This is a genomic window from Streptomyces soli (assembly GCF_003999195.1).
GTDB lineage: Bacteria > Actinomycetota > Actinomycetes > Streptomycetales > Streptomycetaceae > Actinacidiphila > Actinacidiphila soli.
Genome location: NZ_RJVR01000269.1, coordinates 1 through 16,652, shown reverse-complemented (window position 1 = coordinate 16,652; position 16,652 = coordinate 1). Strand labels below are relative to the sequence as shown.

General features: G+C 71.1%; 14 protein-coding genes and 1 pseudogene. 11 read left to right on the top strand and 4 right to left on the bottom strand.

What is annotated here, in order from left to right; translation table 11 throughout:
• Positions 1 to 40 precede the first annotated feature (40 nt).
• A complete protein-coding gene (locus EFK10_RS28880) occupies positions 41 to 553 on the top strand; it encodes a maleylpyruvate isomerase N-terminal domain-containing protein (RefSeq protein ID WP_164836183.1) in 513 nt (170 codons plus the stop codon).
• A 241-nt stretch (positions 554 to 794) separates the two neighbouring features.
• On the opposite strand, the gene EFK10_RS28875 is transcribed toward EFK10_RS28880, so the two are convergent.
• Entirely contained in the window at positions 795 to 1,346 is a 552-nt protein-coding gene (locus tag EFK10_RS28875; protein ID WP_127358596.1) for a cysteine hydrolase family protein, read from the bottom strand.
• Positions 1,347 to 1,430: 84 nt separating this feature from the next.
• Positions 1,431 to 2,372, bottom strand: a complete 942-nt coding sequence (locus EFK10_RS28870; RefSeq protein WP_240677532.1) for a rhomboid family intramembrane serine protease — start codon at positions 2,370 to 2,372, stop codon at positions 1,431 to 1,433.
• A 183-nt stretch (positions 2,373 to 2,555) separates the two neighbouring features.
• Here EFK10_RS28870 and EFK10_RS28865 point away from each other — a divergent pair, with 183 nt between their 5' ends.
• The 7 genes from EFK10_RS28865 to EFK10_RS51020 all read left to right on the top strand — a co-directional run bounded on the left by EFK10_RS28865 (position 2,556) and on the right by EFK10_RS51020 (position 10,861).
• Positions 2,556 to 3,539 carry a 2-dehydropantoate 2-reductase gene (locus EFK10_RS28865; protein ID WP_127358594.1) on the top strand — a complete coding sequence of 328 codons (984 nt, stop codon included), beginning with the start codon at positions 2,556 to 2,558 and terminating at the stop codon, positions 3,537 to 3,539.
• Positions 3,536 to 5,473 carry a molybdopterin oxidoreductase family protein gene (locus EFK10_RS28860; RefSeq protein WP_265737569.1) on the top strand — a complete coding sequence of 646 codons (1,938 nt, stop codon included), beginning with the start codon at positions 3,536 to 3,538 and terminating at the stop codon, positions 5,471 to 5,473. The genes EFK10_RS28865 and EFK10_RS28860 overlap by 4 nt, the downstream gene beginning before the upstream one ends.
• 92 nt (positions 5,474 to 5,565) lie before the next feature.
• Entirely contained in the window at positions 5,566 to 7,437 is a 1,872-nt protein-coding gene (locus tag EFK10_RS28855) for an NAD(P)H-dependent oxidoreductase subunit E (RefSeq protein ID WP_127358593.1), read from the top strand.
• Positions 7,434 to 8,321 carry a 2Fe-2S iron-sulfur cluster-binding protein gene (locus tag EFK10_RS28850; RefSeq protein WP_127358592.1) on the top strand — a complete coding sequence of 296 codons (888 nt, stop codon included), beginning with the start codon at positions 7,434 to 7,436 and terminating at the stop codon, positions 8,319 to 8,321. Before EFK10_RS28855 ends, EFK10_RS28850 begins: the two co-directional genes overlap by 4 nt.
• Before the next feature lie 5 nt (positions 8,322 to 8,326).
• Entirely contained in the window at positions 8,327 to 9,184 is an 858-nt protein-coding gene (gene fdhD / locus EFK10_RS28845; RefSeq protein ID WP_127358591.1) for a formate dehydrogenase accessory sulfurtransferase FdhD, read from the top strand.
• A gap of 85 nt (positions 9,185 to 9,269) precedes the next feature.
• Positions 9,270 to 9,872 (top strand): TetR/AcrR family transcriptional regulator, encoded by a 603-nt coding sequence (locus EFK10_RS28840; protein ID WP_127358590.1) that lies wholly within the window; start codon positions 9,270 to 9,272, stop codon positions 9,870 to 9,872.
• A 2-nt stretch (positions 9,873 to 9,874) separates the two neighbouring features.
• On the top strand, positions 9,875 to 10,861 hold the full coding sequence (locus tag EFK10_RS51020; RefSeq protein WP_127358589.1) for a thioesterase family protein: 987 nt from the start codon (positions 9,875 to 9,877) through the stop codon (positions 10,859 to 10,861).
• Positions 10,862 to 10,901: 40 nt separating this feature from the next.
• On the opposite strand, the pseudogene EFK10_RS28830 reads toward EFK10_RS51020, so the two are convergent.
• A pseudogene (locus tag EFK10_RS28830) lies at positions 10,902 to 11,705 on the bottom strand (DMT family transporter); the annotation flags it as partial.
• Between the two features lie 71 nt (positions 11,706 to 11,776).
• Here EFK10_RS28830 and EFK10_RS28825 point away from each other — a divergent pair.
• Together EFK10_RS28825 and EFK10_RS28820 are read left to right on the top strand one after the other, a co-directional pair.
• Complete coding sequence (locus EFK10_RS28825) at positions 11,777 to 12,646, top strand: LysR family transcriptional regulator (protein ID WP_127358588.1); 870 nt, start codon at positions 11,777 to 11,779, stop codon at positions 12,644 to 12,646.
• Positions 12,643 to 13,065: a GNAT family N-acetyltransferase gene (locus EFK10_RS28820; protein ID WP_164836182.1), complete on the top strand. Its 423-nt coding sequence runs from the start codon at positions 12,643 to 12,645 to the stop codon at positions 13,063 to 13,065. Before EFK10_RS28825 ends, EFK10_RS28820 begins: the two co-directional genes overlap by 4 nt.
• A 140-nt stretch (positions 13,066 to 13,205) precedes the next feature.
• Here the strand turns inward: EFK10_RS28820 and EFK10_RS28815 are convergent, their stop codons facing one another.
• Positions 13,206 to 14,459 carry an alpha/beta hydrolase family protein gene (locus EFK10_RS28815; RefSeq protein WP_127358586.1) on the bottom strand — a complete coding sequence of 418 codons (1,254 nt, stop codon included), beginning with the start codon at positions 14,457 to 14,459 and terminating at the stop codon, positions 13,206 to 13,208.
• Between the two features lie 517 nt (positions 14,460 to 14,976).
• On the opposite strand from EFK10_RS28815, the gene EFK10_RS28810 reads away from it, so the two are divergent.
• A partial coding sequence (locus EFK10_RS28810; RefSeq protein ID WP_127358619.1) for a SpoIIE family protein phosphatase occupies positions 14,977 to 16,652 on the top strand: 1,676 nt, incomplete at its 3' end.

Below are 16,652 nucleotides of genomic sequence, written 5' to 3'. Positions count from 1 at the left end.
AATAGGCGATAGGCGGAAGGTCACGGTCCACGCACAGTGCGTGTCCGCCTATGCTGCTCGGGCGACCTCACTCGACGGACTCAAGTTACTGACGGACTCGCACGGTTACCTGCGCACCGTGGTTCTCGGTGTACCCGAGGAACGGTGGGGCGAACCCAGCCCGTGCAGCGAGTGGACCGCCCGCCAGGTCCTCAACCACGCGCGGCTCGACCAGCAGGCCTACGGCGCCGCCATCACCGGCGAGGGAATGCCGACGTCGAACCCCTTCCAGCCCGAGGACGCCCTCGGCTCGGGGTCCTTCGCCGAACTCGACGCCGTCCTGGCCTCGGTGGCCGCGGCCTGGGCCAGCGTCCCGGCCGACGCGGAGAAGGTGTCGACCCCGCTGGATCCGCTGCTGGGCCCGCTGCCGCACTGGCTGGGCGCGGGCGCGGCCGCCCTCGACGCGGGCCTGCACGCCTGGGTCCGCGATCCGGTCGGCGACCGCCGTGAGATGTACGGCGAGCGATTCGGGGAGGGGCAGGTGGTCCTGGCCCGTGGCTACAGCGATGTATAGGTGGGGCGGTGTCGCGTGCCGATGGGCGGCGCCTGGCGGCGTTGTCGTCGGTCGACGACGTCCCCCAGCCTGGCGACTGGGTGGAGGTGGTCCTCCCCCTGGCTTCGCCGGGGGGACCCCCACCGGCCGAAGGCTGGTGGTCCTCCCCCCGGACGGAGTCCGGGGGAGAGTGCCTCCACCGCCTTGCCAGACTCGGCCCTCGACACGCTCCTTCACCCACCCCACCTATTCGCGCGGCCTCCTAGCCGAAGTCGACGGCCTTGGTCTCGACCGTCCCGGCCGTCCGCCCGGGCGCCGTCTGGTAGGTCCAGTACAGGTTCGTGTGCGCGATGACCTGGTCCGGCCGCGGCGCCCCCCATGCCGTCTGGTCCTCCGTCGTGTGGGCGTCGCTGACCAGGGTCGCGTCGTATCCCCTGACGAGCGCGCCGTGGAGCGTCGAGCGGATGCACGCATCGGTCTGTGCGCCGACGACGACGAGTCGCCCGACGCCGAGGCCCGACAGCACGGTCTCCAGGGTGGTGTCCTCGAAGGAGTCGCCGTAGTTCTTCTCGATGAGCGGCTCCCCGTCGACAGGAATCAGCTCGGGGACGATCCGCCAGTCGTCACTTCCCCTCGCAAGGCCCTCGTCGGAGTGCTGGACCCAGACAACGGGGGCCCCTTCCCGCCGCGCCTTCTCGACAAGGCTGCCGATTTTCGCGACGACCGCGTCGCGCTCGTGAGCCCCCTCGACGACGCCGTTCTGCACGTCGACCACAAGGAGTGCGGTGTTCGGCCGGTTCTCGAGGGTGGTCATGGTCTCCCCTTATTCACGCTGAACTCCTGTCTCCACGCACGGTAGACCCACCCACTGACAGCGGCCGCCCGGGCTCGCGCAGGCTCAGGCGGAGCCGGTCAGCTCCTGGGTCTTCAGTACGACGAGCGCCACCAGCACCAGCACCATGACGGCCGCCCCCGCCGCCTGGACGAGCGCCTGCCGGTTCCTCGGCGCGTACGCGAAGGCCAGGCCGACGGCGCCGCCGGTGAGCAGGCCGCCGAGGTGGCCCTCCCAGGATGTGATGCCGGCGGAGATTGCCATCCACAGCAGGAAGCCGACGATCAGCCGGCTGCCGCCCAGCGGGTCGTACCGCAGGCGGCGGCTGAAGACGTAATAGGCCGCCGCCAGCCCGAAGATCGCGCCCGAGGCGCCGACCGCACTGTCGGTCGGCGCGATCAGGTACTCAGCGACGCCGCCGCCGAGGGCGGAGATCAGGTAGAGGGCGAGGTAGCGAACGCGGCCCAGCTGCCCCTCGATCACGCGCCCGAGGAACAGCAGCGAGTACATGTTGAACAGGATGTGCGTGATCCCGAACAAGCCCTGCGTCGGCAGCACATGCAGAAACGCCGACGTAATGAGGCGGTACCACTCGCCGTAGGCGATGCCCACCGTCTCGACGCCCGGATAGGTGTGGCCGTCGAAGACATACGACTGGCCGTCCGGACCCACCAGCCCCTGGCCCAGGGCCGACAGCCGGTCGACGATCTCCGGGCGGACCAGCTCGGCCAGATACATCAGACCGTTGAGCGCGATGAGCACGTACGTCACCACGGGGACGGCCGCGCCGGTGGCCCGTCCGCCGAAGACCGTACGGGCCTGGCGGATGCTCTTACTGCCTTCCCGTACGCACTCCACGCAGTGGTGGCCGACCGCCGCCTCGCGCATGCAATCAGGACATATGTAGCGGTCGCAGCGCGTGCATCGGACGTACGACTCACGCTTGGGGTGTCGGTAGCAGACGGTGGCCGGGGGCTGGGTGCCCTGGTCGGCATCGGTGGTGGTCACGGGTGGGTCAGCGCTCCGGGAGATGCCTGTACAACGCGGAAGATTCGCACGGTTGTACCGACCGGCGGCGCCGGCCGTCAAACCTCTTTGCGGTGCTGTTGCACGCGTGCAGGACTCTTGACCACTTCGAAAGGCATACTGTAGACAATATTCTGTCGACACTACGAGACGGGAGCCCGTCCAGTGAAAGTCGCAGTTGTCGGCGCCGGGGCAATCGGCGCCTTCGTAGGAGCCGCCCTTCACCGCGCCGGTGCCGAGGTCCATCTCATCGCCCGGGGCGCCCACTTGGACGCGCTACGCCGCGACGGCGTACAGGTCCTGAGCCCACGCGGAGACTTCACCGCGTATCCCAACGCCACCGACGACCCGTCGGAAGTCGGCCCGGCCGACTATGTCTTTCTGGGTCTCAAGGCGAACTCGTATGCCGCCAGCGGGCCCCTGGTCCATCCGCTGCTGCACGACCGCACCGCGATCATCGCGGCCCAGAACGGCATCCCTTGGTGGTACTTCCACGGGCTGCCCGGACAACACACCGGACACCGCCTGGAAAGCGTCGACCCGGGCGGCGCCGTCTCCGCGACGCTGGCGCCCGAGCGGGCGATCGGCTGCGTGGTCTACGCCGCCACCGAGATCGAGGCGCCGGGCGTCATCCGCCACCTGGAGGGCACCCGGTTCTCCATCGGCGAGCCCGACATGACCGTGTCCCGGCGCTGTCTGGACTTCAGCGAGGCCATGCAGGCCGGCGGGCTGAAGTGCCCGGTCGAGCCGGATCTGCGCAACGACATCTGGATCAAGCTGCTCGGCAACATCTCCTTCAACCCGATCAGCGCCCTCGCCCGCGCCACCATGGTCCAGATCTGCCGCCACCCCGAAGCTCGCGAGCTGGTCACCGAGATGATGCGTGAGACCCTGGAGGTCGCGGCCCGGCTCGGCAGCCATCCCAAGATCTCCATCGAGCGCCGTCTCGCCGGCGCCGAAAAAGTCGGCGAACACAAGACCTCCACCCTCCAGGACCTGGAGCGCGGCAAGCCGATGGAGCTGGACGTCCTCCTGACAGCGGTGGTCGAGCTCGCCGAGCTGACCGGCACGCCCGTCCCGACGCTGCGTGCCATCAACGCCGTCGCCGATCTTCTCAACCGGACCTCCTCCACCAGGAGCATCGCGTGAGGGACCGCAAGCGCAACGACCGCAAACCCAAGCAGTACCCCCGGCTGACCCACCCCATGGTGCGCGACAACGGCGAGCTGCGCCGCGCCACCTGGGAGGAGGCCCTGGACCGCGCCGCCGCCGGCTTCGCCCGTACGACGCAGGAGTACGGCGCCGACGCCTTCGGCATGTTCTCCTGCGCCCGGTCGACCAACGAGATGAACTACGTCGCCCAGAAGTTCACGCGCGTCGTCATGGGGACCAACAACGTCGACTCCTGCAACCGCACCTGTCACGCCCCCAGCGTCGCCGGCCTGTCCGCGGCCTTCGGCTCCGGCGGCGGCACCTCCTCGTACCAGGAGGTGGAGGAGACCGACCTCATCATCATGTGGGGCTCCAACGCCCGCTTCGCCCACCCCATCTTCTTCCAGCACGTCCTGAAGGGCATCCACAACGGTGCCCGGATGTACGCGGTCGACCCCCGCCGCACCAGCACCGCCGAATGGGCCGACCGATGGCTCGGGCTGAACGTCGGAACCGACATCCCGCTCGCCCACGCCGTCGGCCGCGAGATCATCCACGCCGGGCTCGCCAACACCGCCTTCATCGAGCGCGCGACGAGTGGTTACGAGGAGTACGCGGCCGAGGTCGAGCCGTGGACCCTCTCGGTCGCCGAGCAGGTGACGGGCGTACCGGCCGACGCGATACGGGAGTTGGCGCACGCGTACGCCACCGCCGAGCGCGCGCAGATGTGCTGGACGCTGGGCATCACCGAGCACCACAACGCGACGGACAATGTGCGCGCCCTGATCAATCTGTCGCTGCTCACCGGACACGTCGGGCGGTACGGCTCCGGGCTGCAGCCGCTGCGCGGCCAGAACAACGTCCAGGGCGGCGGCGACATGGGCGCTATCCCCAACCGGCTCCCCGGCTTCCAGGACATCCTGGAGCCGGAGATCCGGACGAAGTTCGAGGCCGCCTGGAACACCGTGATCCAGCCCCGGTACGGGATGAACCTCACCGAGATGCTCGACGGTATCGAGCGGGGTGTCCTGCGGTCCGTCTACTGCATCGGCGAGAACCCCGCGCAGTCGGAGGCGGACTGCGAGCACACCATCAAGCGCCTGGAGATGCTCGACCACCTCGTCGTCCAGGACATCTTCCTGACGAAGACCGCCGAGCTCGCGGATGTCGTGCTGCCCGCCTCGGCCTCCTGGTGCGAGACGGAGGGCACGGCCACCAACAGCGAACGGCGCGTGCAGCGGGTCCGCAAGGCGATCTCCCCGCCCGGCGAGGCGCGCGACGACATCGCCATCCTCTGCGACCTCGCCGCCCGGCTCGGCCACGACGACTGGAAGTACGCGGACTCGGAGGAGGTCTGGAACGAACTGCGGGCCGTCTCCCCTGATCACTACGGCATGACCTACGCCCGCCTTGAGGAACACCAGGGCATCCAGTGGCCCTGCCCGAGCGAGGACCGGATCGAACCCACCTATCTGCACGGCCGGTTGTGGGAGAAGGACCCCGCCCGGCGCGGCATGCCGGCGCCCTTCGGGCCGGTCAAGCACTCGCCGCCGGTCGATCTGCTCGACGAGCGCTTCCCGATCCGGATGACCACGGGACGGCGACTCGACTCGTACAACACCGGCGTGCAGAGCAGCGGCTTCGCCTCCCCGATGCGGCGCGGCGAGTACATCGAGCTCTCGCCCGAGGACGCCGCGACGTACGGCGTCGAGGCCGGCGAGGAGGTCCGCATCTCCTCCCGCCGGGGCGACGTCACCGCGCCGGTGTGGATCGACCCGGGGCTGCGGCCCGGGCTGGCCTTCATGACCATGCACTTCCCGGACGAGGTCGACACGAACCAGCTGACCATCGAGGCGACGTGCCCCATCGCGGGCACGGCCGAGTACAAGGCGACGGCGGTACGAATCGACAAGCCGGCGGTGAGTGTCTGATGCTGCATCCTCCCGGGGAGCGACTCCCCGTACCTCCGCCAAAAGCCCAGGCCGAGGTGCTGTCCCGGCACGAGATGGCGAGGTGAACCACCTTGGACCTGCATTTCGCTGACGCCAAGCCGACGGACGAGGAGCGGGACGCCGTCGACGGATACCTCGGCCCTCCCGAGTCCGGTTGGGAGGGCGGTGAGCGGACCGAGGCGGACCTGCGCTGGGCGCGCGGCGGCCATGCCGCCCGCGACCGCCGGGACCTGCTCCTTCCCGCGCTCCACGCGGTCAACGACCGCATCGGCTGGATCAGCGAGGGCGCGCTGGACTACGTCTGCCGCCGGCTCACCATCCCTCCGGCGGAGGGGTACGGCGTCGCCACCTTCTACGCCATGTTCTCGGTGAATCCGCGTCCGGCGCGGGTCGTCCACGTCTGCACGGACCTCGCGTGCGCGGCCCGTGGCTCCAGGGCGCTTGTCGCTGCGCTCGAGGACCGCCTCGGCCCCGCGGGCGCGGCCCGCGACGGCGCGGTCTGGCAGCCCAGCCCCTGCCTCGGCCTGTGCGAGCGCGCACCGGCCGCGCTGGTCATCCAGGCGGGTACCGCTCCGGGCTCCGGGCCCTCGGACGCCGGACAGGCTGAATACGCCACCGCCGTCGTCGCCCCGGCCACCGCCGAGGGCGTCGTCGCGGCAGCCCACGCCCCGCAGGCCGCTCCGGCCGAGCCGCAGGCAGCCGAAGCGGTGCCCCAGGCAGGAGACCCGGGCCTGGTCCTGCTCCGCCGGATCGGCATCGTCGACCCCGCCGACCTCGACGACTACCGGGCCAACGGGGGTTACACCGCGCTGCGCCACGCCTTCGCCCTGGGCCCGTCCGGGGTGATCCGCGAGGTGCTGGACGCCGGGCTGGTCGGACGCGGTGGGGCGGCCTTCCCGACAGGCCGGAAGTGGGAGGCGACGGCGCGGCAGCCGGAGCGTACGCACTATCTGGTCTGCAATGCGGACGAGAGCGAGCCCGGCACCTTCAAGGACCGCGTGCTCATGGAGGGGGACCCGTACGCGCTGGTGGAGGCGATGACGATCGCGGGGTATGCGGTCGGCGCGCACAGGGGCTTCATCTACCTCCGGGGCGAGTACCCGCGGGCCCTGCACCGCCTGAACCACGCGATCAATCAGACCCGTGCCCGGGGGCTGCTGGGCGAGAACGTGCTGGGCCAGGGGTACGCCTTCGACATCGAGATCCGGCGCGGGGCGGGGGCGTACATCTGCGGCGAGGAGACCGCGATCTTCAACTCGATCGAGGGCCAGCGCGGCGAGCCGCGCAGCAAGCCGCCGTTCCCGGTCGAGAAGGGCCTGTTCGGCAAGCCGACGGCGGTCAACAATGTCGAGACGCTCGTCAATGTGCTGCCGATCCTCGAGCGCGGCGCCGCCGCCTACGCCGCGACCGGCACCGAGGGATCCACCGGGACCAAGCTGTTCTGCGTCTCGGGGACGGTGAGCCGCCCAGGCATCTACGAGCTGCCGTTCGGGGCGACCCTGCGCGAGCTGATGGACCTGGCCGGCCCGCCGGAGTCGCTGCGCGCGGTACTGCTCGGCGGCGCGGCAGGCGGTTTCGTACGCCCCGACGAACTGGACATCCCGCTCACCTTCGAGGGCACGCGGGCCGCCGGTACGACGCTGGGCTCGGGGGTGGTCCTCGCGCTGGACGACAGCGTCGAGTTGCCGCGCATCCTGCTTCGCATAGCCGAGTTCTTCCGGGACGAGTCCTGCGGTCAGTGCGTGCCCTGCCGGGTGGGGACCGTACGGCAGGAGGAGGCGCTGCACCGGATCGCGGACCGTACGGGGGCGGCGGCGGCCACCGATATCGCGCTCCTGCGGGAGGTCGGGCAGGCGATGCGGGATGCGTCGATCTGCGGGCTCGGCCAGACCGCTTGGAATGCCGTGGAGTCCGCGATCGACCGTCTGGGAGCGTACGAATGACAACCGTGCCCAAGCCCGTGCCTGTGCCTGTGCAGCTCGGCCTGCCGCGCCGGCTGGTGGAATTCGCCCTCGACGACGAGCCGGTCAGGGTCCCGGAGGGGTCGACGATCCTCGATGCGTGCGAGGCGGTCGGCAAGGACATCCCGACGCTCTGCTACGGGGACACTCTCACCCCCAAGAACGCCTGCCGCGTCTGCGTCGTGGAGGTCGAGGGCGCCCGCACGCTCGCTCCGGCCTGCTCGCGCAAGGCGGAGCCGGGCATGACGGTCCGTACGGACACCGAGCGGGCCCGGCACAGCCGCAAGATCGTGCTGGAGCTGCTCGCCTCGTCCGTGGACCTGTCCACGACCCCGCACGTGGCGGGCTGGATCCGGGAGTACGGGGCCGAGCCGGACCGCTTCGGCCCGGACGCGGCGACGGTCGCCGACCGGGCGCCGAAGGTCGACAACGACCTGTACGTGCGCGACTACGGCAAGTGCATCATGTGCTACAAGTGCGTCGACGCCTGTGGCGACCAGTGGCAGAACACCTTCGCCATCGCCGTCGCCGGCCGCGGCTTCGACAACACGATCTCCGTCGAGCACGACGCACCGCTGACCGATTCGGCCTGCGTATACTGCGGCAACTGCATCGAGGTCTGCCCGACCGGGGCACTGTCCTTCAAGACGGAATTCGACATGCGGGAAGCGGGTACCTGGGACGAGGACGCGCAGACGGAGGCGACGACGATCTGCGCATACTGCGGTGTGGGCTGCAATCTCACGCTGCACGTCCAGGACAACGAGATCGTCAAGGTGACCTCGCCGCACGACAACCCGGTCACCCATGGCAACCTCTGTATCAAGGGCCGATTCGGCTTCCAGCACGTACAGAACCGGGACTGATCACTATGGGACGGGTCACCGAGCGGCGCCGCGTACTGCGTATCAGGGACGGCGCCGAGAGCCACCGCGCGGACACTCTGGTCGCAGAGGAGCCGCTCGAGATCCGGCTGAACGGCAAGCCGCTGGCCATCACGATGCGCACGCCGGGCGACGACTTCGCGCTGGCGGCGGGCTTTCTCGTCAGCGAGGGCGTGCTCGGCAGCGCGGAGGAGCTGGCGAACATCGTCTACTGCGCGGGCGCGACGGTGGACGGCTCGAACACGTACAACATCGTGGACGTGCGGCTCGCGCCCGGCGTCGCGGTCCCCGACATCACCCTCGAGCGGAACGTCTACACGACCTCCTCGTGCGGGCTGTGCGGCAAGGCGAGCCTTGACGCGGTCCGTACGCAGGCCCGCTGGCCGATCAGCGATTCTCCCCCGGTCCGCCTCGAACCTGAGCTGCTGTCCGCCCTCCCCGACCGGCTCCGGGCACACCAGCAGGTCTTCGAACGGACAGGGGGCCTGCACGCCGCAGCGCTCTTCACGGCCGAGGGCGAGCTGCTGGACGTACGGGAGGACGTCGGCCGCCACAACGCCGTCGACAAGCTTGTCGGGCGGGCCCTCCAGCAGGGTCTGCTGCCGCTGGCCGGGAAGATCCTCATGGTCTCCGGCCGCGCCTCCTTCGAGCTCGCCCAGAAGGCCGTCATGGCGGGCATCCCGGTCCTGGCCGCCGTCTCCGCGCCCTCGTCGCTGGCCGTCGACCTCGCGGACGAGGCCGGTCTCACCCTTGTCGGTTTTCTCCGTGGCACCTCCATGAACGTGTACGCGGGCGAGCAGCGAATCGCCCTGCGTGCGCGGGCCGGGGACCGGTCGGCGGGGTAGCGCCCCCTGCGCCGACCGGTCCTTCCGGACCGTCGGGAGATAACGGGGTAGACAGTGTCCACCTCGTCGGTAGACACTGTCTACCATGACCACCGACCCACGCAGTCGCCTCCTCGACGCCGCACTCGCCGTGCTCGCCGAGGAAGGCGTCGAGGGCTTGACCCTGCGGGCTATCGCGCGCCGCGCGGACGTGTCGCACGGCGCACCCCTGAAGCACTTCCCGCACCGGGCGGCACTGCTGTCCGCCGTGGCGACGATCGGCTTCCGGGAGATGCGGCGCCGCGCGGACGACGCCGTGGCCGGGTGTCCGGGCGGGGTCGGGGCGGTCGAGCGGCTGCGCACCAGGGCGCGGGGATACGTCTCCTACGCACTCGCGCACCCGGCGATGTTCACGCTGATGTTCCGGCACGACCTGCTCGACCCCCATGACCGGGAGCTGAGCAAGGTCAGCCTGACGTGCTTCGAGGACCTGATCACGCTGGTGGACGCCGCCCAGAAGGCGGGCTGGCGCCCGGCCGACGACGCACGACTGCTGACCGGCGCCCTGTGGTCGGGACTGCACGGGCTGGCGCAGCTGTGGATGTGGGGCTCCCTGCCGCTGGCAACGGGGGCAGCGGACGTGGACCACGCGCTGGAGGCACTGCTGTGCGCCTTCGGCCTGAACGACGTATCTCCAGAAGGACATTGACGATGAGCCAGATATACGGATTCGACCGCGACACCGCCGTCACACCGCGCCCCGACGCCCCCGGCTTCCACGACGCCGAGCTGTACGAGAGCTGGCGCATCGGCATGGGCATCAACGGCGGCCTCCTGCTGGCCCTCGCCGGGCGGGCGCTCGCCGCCGAGCTGGGCGGCGGGGCGAGCGAAGCGAGATTTGGGGGTCCCCTGGACGAAGTCAGGGGACGGGTCCTCCCCCTGGCTTCGCCGGTGGGGGTGCCCCCGGCGAAGCCAGGGGGAGCACCCCCACCGACGAAGCCAGGGGGAGCACCCCCACCGACGAAGCCAGGGGGAGGGCACCGCGACCCGTTCTCGATCAGCGCCTACTACCTGTCCACCTCCCGGCCGGGCCCGGTCACCGTACGGACCGAGACGCTGCGGCGCGGGCGTACCGTCTCCACCGGCACGGCGTCGGTCGTACAGGACGGCGAGGAGCGGCTGCGGGCCATCGCCACGTACGGCGACCTGGAAGGCCACGCCGACGGCGACGTCCGCACCTCGGCCACTCCCCCGGACATGCCGCCGCCGGAGAGTTGCGTGGGCACGGAACTGGCCCCGCCGGAATTCCTCAAGGACGCCCCTCTGCTCGACAGCATCGAGCTGCGGCTCGATCCCGACACCGTCGGCTGGGCCGTCGGCGCCCCCACCGGCCGCGGGCGGATCCAGGGCTGGCTACGCCTCCCCGACGGCCGCGAACCCGACCCCCTGATGCTGCTCCTCGCCGTCGACACCCTCCCCCCGGTCACCTTCGACCTCGGCATCAACGGCTGGGCGCCCACCCTCGAACTCACCGCGCACGTCCGGGCCAAGCCCGCCCCTGGCTGGCTGCGGATCAGCCACGCGACCCGGAACTTCGCCGACGGCTACATGGAAGAGGACGCCGAGGTGTGGGACTCGACGGGCCGGCTGGTGGCGCAGTCGCGGCAGCTGGCGCGCGTACGAGTGCCACGGCCGTGACGACCAGCAGAGCGCCGATGACGGTGTGCGCGCCGACCGGCTCCGCGAGCAGCAGAGCGCCCAGGCTGGTGGACCACAGCGGGATCGCATAGGTGACCGTCGAGGCGGCGGTCGGGCCGGCGGTGCGGACGAGGTGCAGGTTGAGGATGTACGCCACGCCGGTGCCCACCGCCCCGAGGGCAAGCAGCGCGGCAGCCGCGCCCGCGCCCGGCCAGCGGGGCGGACCGCACAACGCCGGGACGACGAGGGCGAGTTCGACGGTGCCGCAGGTGACCTGGAGGGTGGCCAGGGCGGTCACCGAGTGCGGCAGCGCGGTGAGGTGGCGCCGGGTGTAGGCGAAGCCGACGCCGTAGCAGAGGGCCGCGGCCAGGCAGGCGAGGCTGCCGATGAGTTGCGCCGAGCCGGGGTCGCGCCACACGCCGAGGACCACCAGGACGCCCACGAAGCCCAGTGCCAGTCCGCCGAGTTGGCGCGGACCGAGCCGCTCGGCCCGGAGCATGACGACGGCGCTCAACATCGTGAACAGCGGGGTCGTCGCGTTCCACACCCCGGCCCGCACGGAGCTGATCCGCGTCTCGCCGAAGGCGAAGAGCACGAACGGCGCCGCGTTGAGCAGCACCGCGACGACCGCCGCGTGGCCCCAGGCCCGCAGGTCGCGGGGCAGGCGCTCACGGCGTACCGCCAGGATCGCCCACAGGGCCGCCGCGCCGAGCGCGCAGCGCCACAGGGCGACCCAGGCCGGTGGCACGCCCGCGTCGACGGCGACCGTGATCAGCGCGAAGCTCGATCCCCAGATCGCGGAGAGCACGGCGAAGCCCGGCAGCCAGGTTTTCAAGGTCCCCATGGACATCACCGTGTCGGCAGCGATAGGCATGAGTCCAACAAGTCCGGCCCTCCGCGAGATGAGACTTGCTCATGACCGTCAACCTCGCCCAGCTGCGCGCCCTGCTCGCCGTCGCCGACACCGGCGGCTTCAGTACGGCGGCGCAGGAGCTGGCCGTCAGCCAGTCGGCCGTCTCGCACGCCGTCGCCGCCCTGGAGCGCGCGCTGGGCGCGCCGGTCGTCCACCGCGACGCCCCGGTCCGCCCCACCGCGCTGGGCGACCAGATCCTGCCGCACGCCCGCGCGGCCGTCGTCTCCGCCGAGGCCGTCACCGCCATCGCGTCCCGGCTGGGCCGCGCCCCCACCGGGACGGTGCGGCTCGCCGCGCCCCAGACCGTCTGCCAGGGGCTGCTGCCGGACCTGCTCACGCGCTGGGCGGCGGCCCATCCCCGAATCCGCGTACGGATCTTCGAGGGCGAGGACGACGAGATCGCCGCCTGGCTGGAGTCCGGCACGGCCGACGCCGCCGTCGTGGTCGACCCTGAGCCCGCGCTGCCCGGCTCGCGGCTACTGGCGCACGACGCCTTCCACGCCGTCCTGCGCCGGGACCATCCCCTCGCCGGGGAGGCCGAGGTCGACGTACGCGATCTGGAGGACGACCCGTTCCTGCTGTCCCTGGGCGGCTGCGAGCGCCGGATCCGCGAGATCTTCCGCAGCGCGGGCGCCCGCTTCGCGCCGGTGCACCGCATCCGCGAACTCGGCACCCTCATCAGCATGGTGCGCGCCGGCATCGGCGTCTCCGTCGTGCCGGGGCTGGCCCGGCCCATGCTGTCGGGGGATCTCATTCTCGTACCGCTGCGGCGGCGTATCCACCGGCGGCTGGTGCTCACCGGGCCGGCGTCGCGGCCGTGGCTGCCGACGGTGCCAGCTCTTGTCGAGGCCACGGAGGAGGTCCAGGCGTGAGTGACGACGTCACGGTCCGCGCGGCGAAGGAGGGCGACGCCGAGGCGGTCTTCGGGCTGCTCGGCGACTTCGTGACAAGCTATCGGCCCGACCGGGAGGCCTTCGACCGGCACTTCCCGCTGCTCGGGGACGGTCTGCTGGTCGCGGAGACGGCGGAGGGGCGGGTGGTCGGGTATGCGCTGGTCTGCGACCTGCTGGTGCTGTACGCGAACGGTTACGTCTGCGAACTGCAGGAGCTGATGGTCGACCCGGAGCTGCGCGGCCGGGGCATCGGCGAGCGGCTTGTGGCGGCCGTCCTCGAACGGGCCCGCGCGAAAGGCGCGGTGGAGGTCACCGTGCCGACGCGCCGGGCCCGCGACTACTACCTGCGACTCGGGTTCGAGGAGACAGCCACGTATCTCAAGCATCCGCTTCGATGATCCGGGTGAGCAGAGCGGTGAGCTGAGCCCTCTCGGCGGCGGACAGCGGTGCCGTGAGCGTTCTTACGGCGGTCGTTGGGTCGGGGGTGCGAATTACCGCGCCAACCTGGGCAAGGTCGTGCTCCGGCCCTGATCGGGGATTACGAGAAGAAACGCACCTCGGGGTAACGGGCGGACGGTCCGTCGAGCAGGCCGTGGTCGTCGCGGCTACGCAGCCAGCGGTCGAAGAAGGCGGCGAGGTAGGCGCGGTCGGCGGCCAGCGCGCGGGCGGGTGTGATGGTGCCGATGTTCTTGACGACGGTCTCGCGCGGCAGGCTCAGTTGCCGGGCGATCTGGGGGATCATCACCTCGGCGTCGGTGTACGTCGCGTGCGCCGCGCCCCGCAGGCTCAGGCCGCAGTGCCAGCCGGTGCTGTTCCTCGACAGGAGGGCCCAGGACGGCACCGTGGAGAGGTCGTTGCCGTCGCTGCCGATGAGCAGGAAGGGCCGGTCCAGGCCGTCGGTCGCGACGGAGGCGGGGTTGGCGGCGTCGGAGTCGTTCTGGACGTATCCGAGCAGGCCGTCGAAGTCGGCGCCGGCGTTGATCCGGGGGTCGTCGTGCATCGCCTGCAACGCGGTGAAGCCGCCGCCCGACTGCCCGAACATCCCGATCCGGTCGAGGTCCATCGCGTCGCGCAGGCCGTGCGGCGCCAGGGCCTCGCGGGACAGCTCGTCCAGGACGAAGCGGGTGTCGGCCACCCGTACGTCGACCGTCTTCTTCAGGAGAGCGCTGATCTTGGCTTCGTCCGGGTAGGCCTTCCCGAACTCCTCCACCAGGCACGTGGTTTCCACCCGGCCGCCGGGGAACTGAACTGCCGTGGCGTCGTAGGTGTGGTCGACCATCACCACCACGTAGCCCCGGGAGGCCAGGTCGTCGGCGAGCGTGCTGCCCAGGGAGCGCGGGTCGCCCGCGCCGGGCGAATACAGCACGACGGGGCACGGGCCGCCGCTGCGGTCCACGGGAGCGCCTTCGTGGGCGTGGGTGCGGGTGGCCGCCCAGTCGACCTTGCCGCTCGGCACGTCGGTGAGGTTGTTCAGGGCGTCGAATCCCGCTGCCTCGCCCGGCAGCATCTGCGGCGCCCTGGGGTAAGCCTCGGCGTCCCGGGCGGCCGGGTAGCGGACGCTGACCATCAGCTCGCGGTACGGCTGCGTGTCGACCCACGGGTCCGGCCGCGAGTCGTCGACCAGCCGCCACGACACCGTACCGACAGCGTACGGCCCGGTCGGCGCGGGCAGCCTCAGCCGTACGGGACCGTTCTCGCGGCGCCGTTCGGCGGCCGACGCCGCGCCCACGGGCACGGCGGACAGGGCGAGCGCGGCGACGGCGGTCTGCACGGCGGCGCGGCGTGTGAGCATGTGGATCCCCCTGGCTCGATGGGCGGCGCAGCCGATTGCGCTGCCGACCTGTCTCAGCCTTCCGGCCCCGAGCGCCCGGGCCCATCCGGCAGCCCCCTTGATCGTCAGGGGGGATAACCCGACTACGTACGGTCGCGGGAGCGCTGATAAGGAATCTGCGAGTCCGGAACGAACAGCGCGAGTGCGCCGACGACAGCGGGGCCATGCCAGAACAGACCGGCCAACTCGCTCCCTCACGGGATCGACGCGGGTCCCACCGCGCGGCCCTCCCTCTTCGAGCACGCTCGCTCCGCAGCACGGGCGGGCTGGGCCAATAGCCGGAGCCCAGATTCACGATGACAGCGAGGGAGGCCGAATCGTCCGGATCGGTGTGTGATCTGCGCCACACGGCATATGTCCATAAACGATGTATTTTCGAACGATGTTTTCTGAGCGCGCGCTGCCGGCCGATTGGCTTGACCGCATGGCGGACGCGAGCGATGCGTCCGAGCGGTCCGGAACACACCTCGCAAGCGGGATGGCCGCGGTGGACAGCCCTGAGCTCGCGGTGCCCGACACGGTGCAGGGGTCGGTGGGGACGGCCGGCGCGGCGATAGCTCTGCTCGACGCCGAAGGGGCGGTGGTCGGGTGGACGCAGGCCGCCGAGCGGCTGGCCGGCTACTCGCCCGCGGAGGTAGTGAGCCGACCCGCCGGGGTCATGCTGGCGTCTGCCGAAGACTGGACGAAGGCATCCGCCTTCGCAGAGCGGTGCCGTGCCCGGGGTGGCTGGTCCGGCCTTGCGGCGGTTCGCCACCGCGACGGCCACACGCTCGATGTGAACCTGCGGATCTCCCCGTTGTTCGGGGAGGACGGCAGCGCCCACTGGCTCGTCTCGGCGACCGACATGGCCGCGGTCTCCTCGTCGGCAGTGAAGGGATTGAGGCCATCGTCACTTCTGCCCCGCGCGCCGATCGTCGGGATCGTCGTCCGCGACCAGGAGCTGCGCTGCACCTGGGTGAACGACATCGCAGAGCTGCGGGACGGTATTCCTCCCGAAGTGCGGCTGGGGCGGCGGCTGCCGGAGGCGGTGCCCGGCCTCGCGGCTGAAGCGATGGTGGCGGTGACGCGGCAGGTGCTGGAGAGCGGTACCCCGGCGATCGACGTTGAGTACCCGGCATGGCTGCCAGAGAATGCGCGCCGGAACCACGCGTTCGCGGTCTCCTTCTTCCGTCTCGACGACGCTGAGGGCCGCGCGCTCGGCGTGTGCGCGATGTTGGTGGACGTCACGGACAGGGAGCGGACGCGCGAACGCCTGGCGATCCTCAGCGAGGCCAGCACACGTATCGGCAGCACCCTGGACGTTATGCGGACCGGCCAGGAGCTGGCCGATTTCGCGGTGCCCCTCCTCGCCGACCTCGTCGCCGTCGACCTGGCGGAGTCGGTCCCGCTCGGCGAGGAGCCCCTGGCCCGGCTGGGGCCGATGGGCGAGCGCATCCCCGCCTGCCGCCGCGCGGGCCTGGCATCGATCCGCCCCGGGGCCCCGGATGCCGTGTGCGCACGGGGGGAGGCGGTCTTCGTTCCACCGGCCTCGCCCTACATCCGCGTCCTGTCCACCGGGAAGTCCCACCTGGAACCGGTCCTGGACACCTCCCCCGGTACATGGCTCGACCGGGACCCGGCACGGTTGGAGAAGATCCGCGAGTACGGGTTGCACTCTGTGATGGTCGTGCCGATCCACGCGCGCGGCGCGGTGCTGGGCGTGGCGGTCTTCGTCCGCACCGAGGACCCGGTGCCTTTCGACGAAGACGACCTGCTCCTGGCCGAGGAACTCGTCTCCCGGGCCGCGCTGTCTCTGGACAACGCCAACCGGTACACCCGCGAACACACCGCGGCCCTCGCCCTGCAGCGCAACCTGCTCCCACACCGTGTGACGGGCGGGTGCGCGGTCGAGGTGGCCTCGCGCTACCTGCCGGCCGACATCCACCACGGCGCCGGCGGTGACTGGTTCGACGTGTTCCCGCTGTCCGGTGCCCGGGTGGCCCTGGTCGTCGGCGACGTGGTCGGGCACGGCATCAACGCCGCGGCGACCATGGGCCGGCTCCGCACCGCCGTGCACACCCTCGCCGACATGGACCTGCCCCCCGACGAACTGCTGGCCCACCTCGACGACCTGGTCGTCCGCCTCACCGAGGAGGACGCCGACGCGAAGGACCT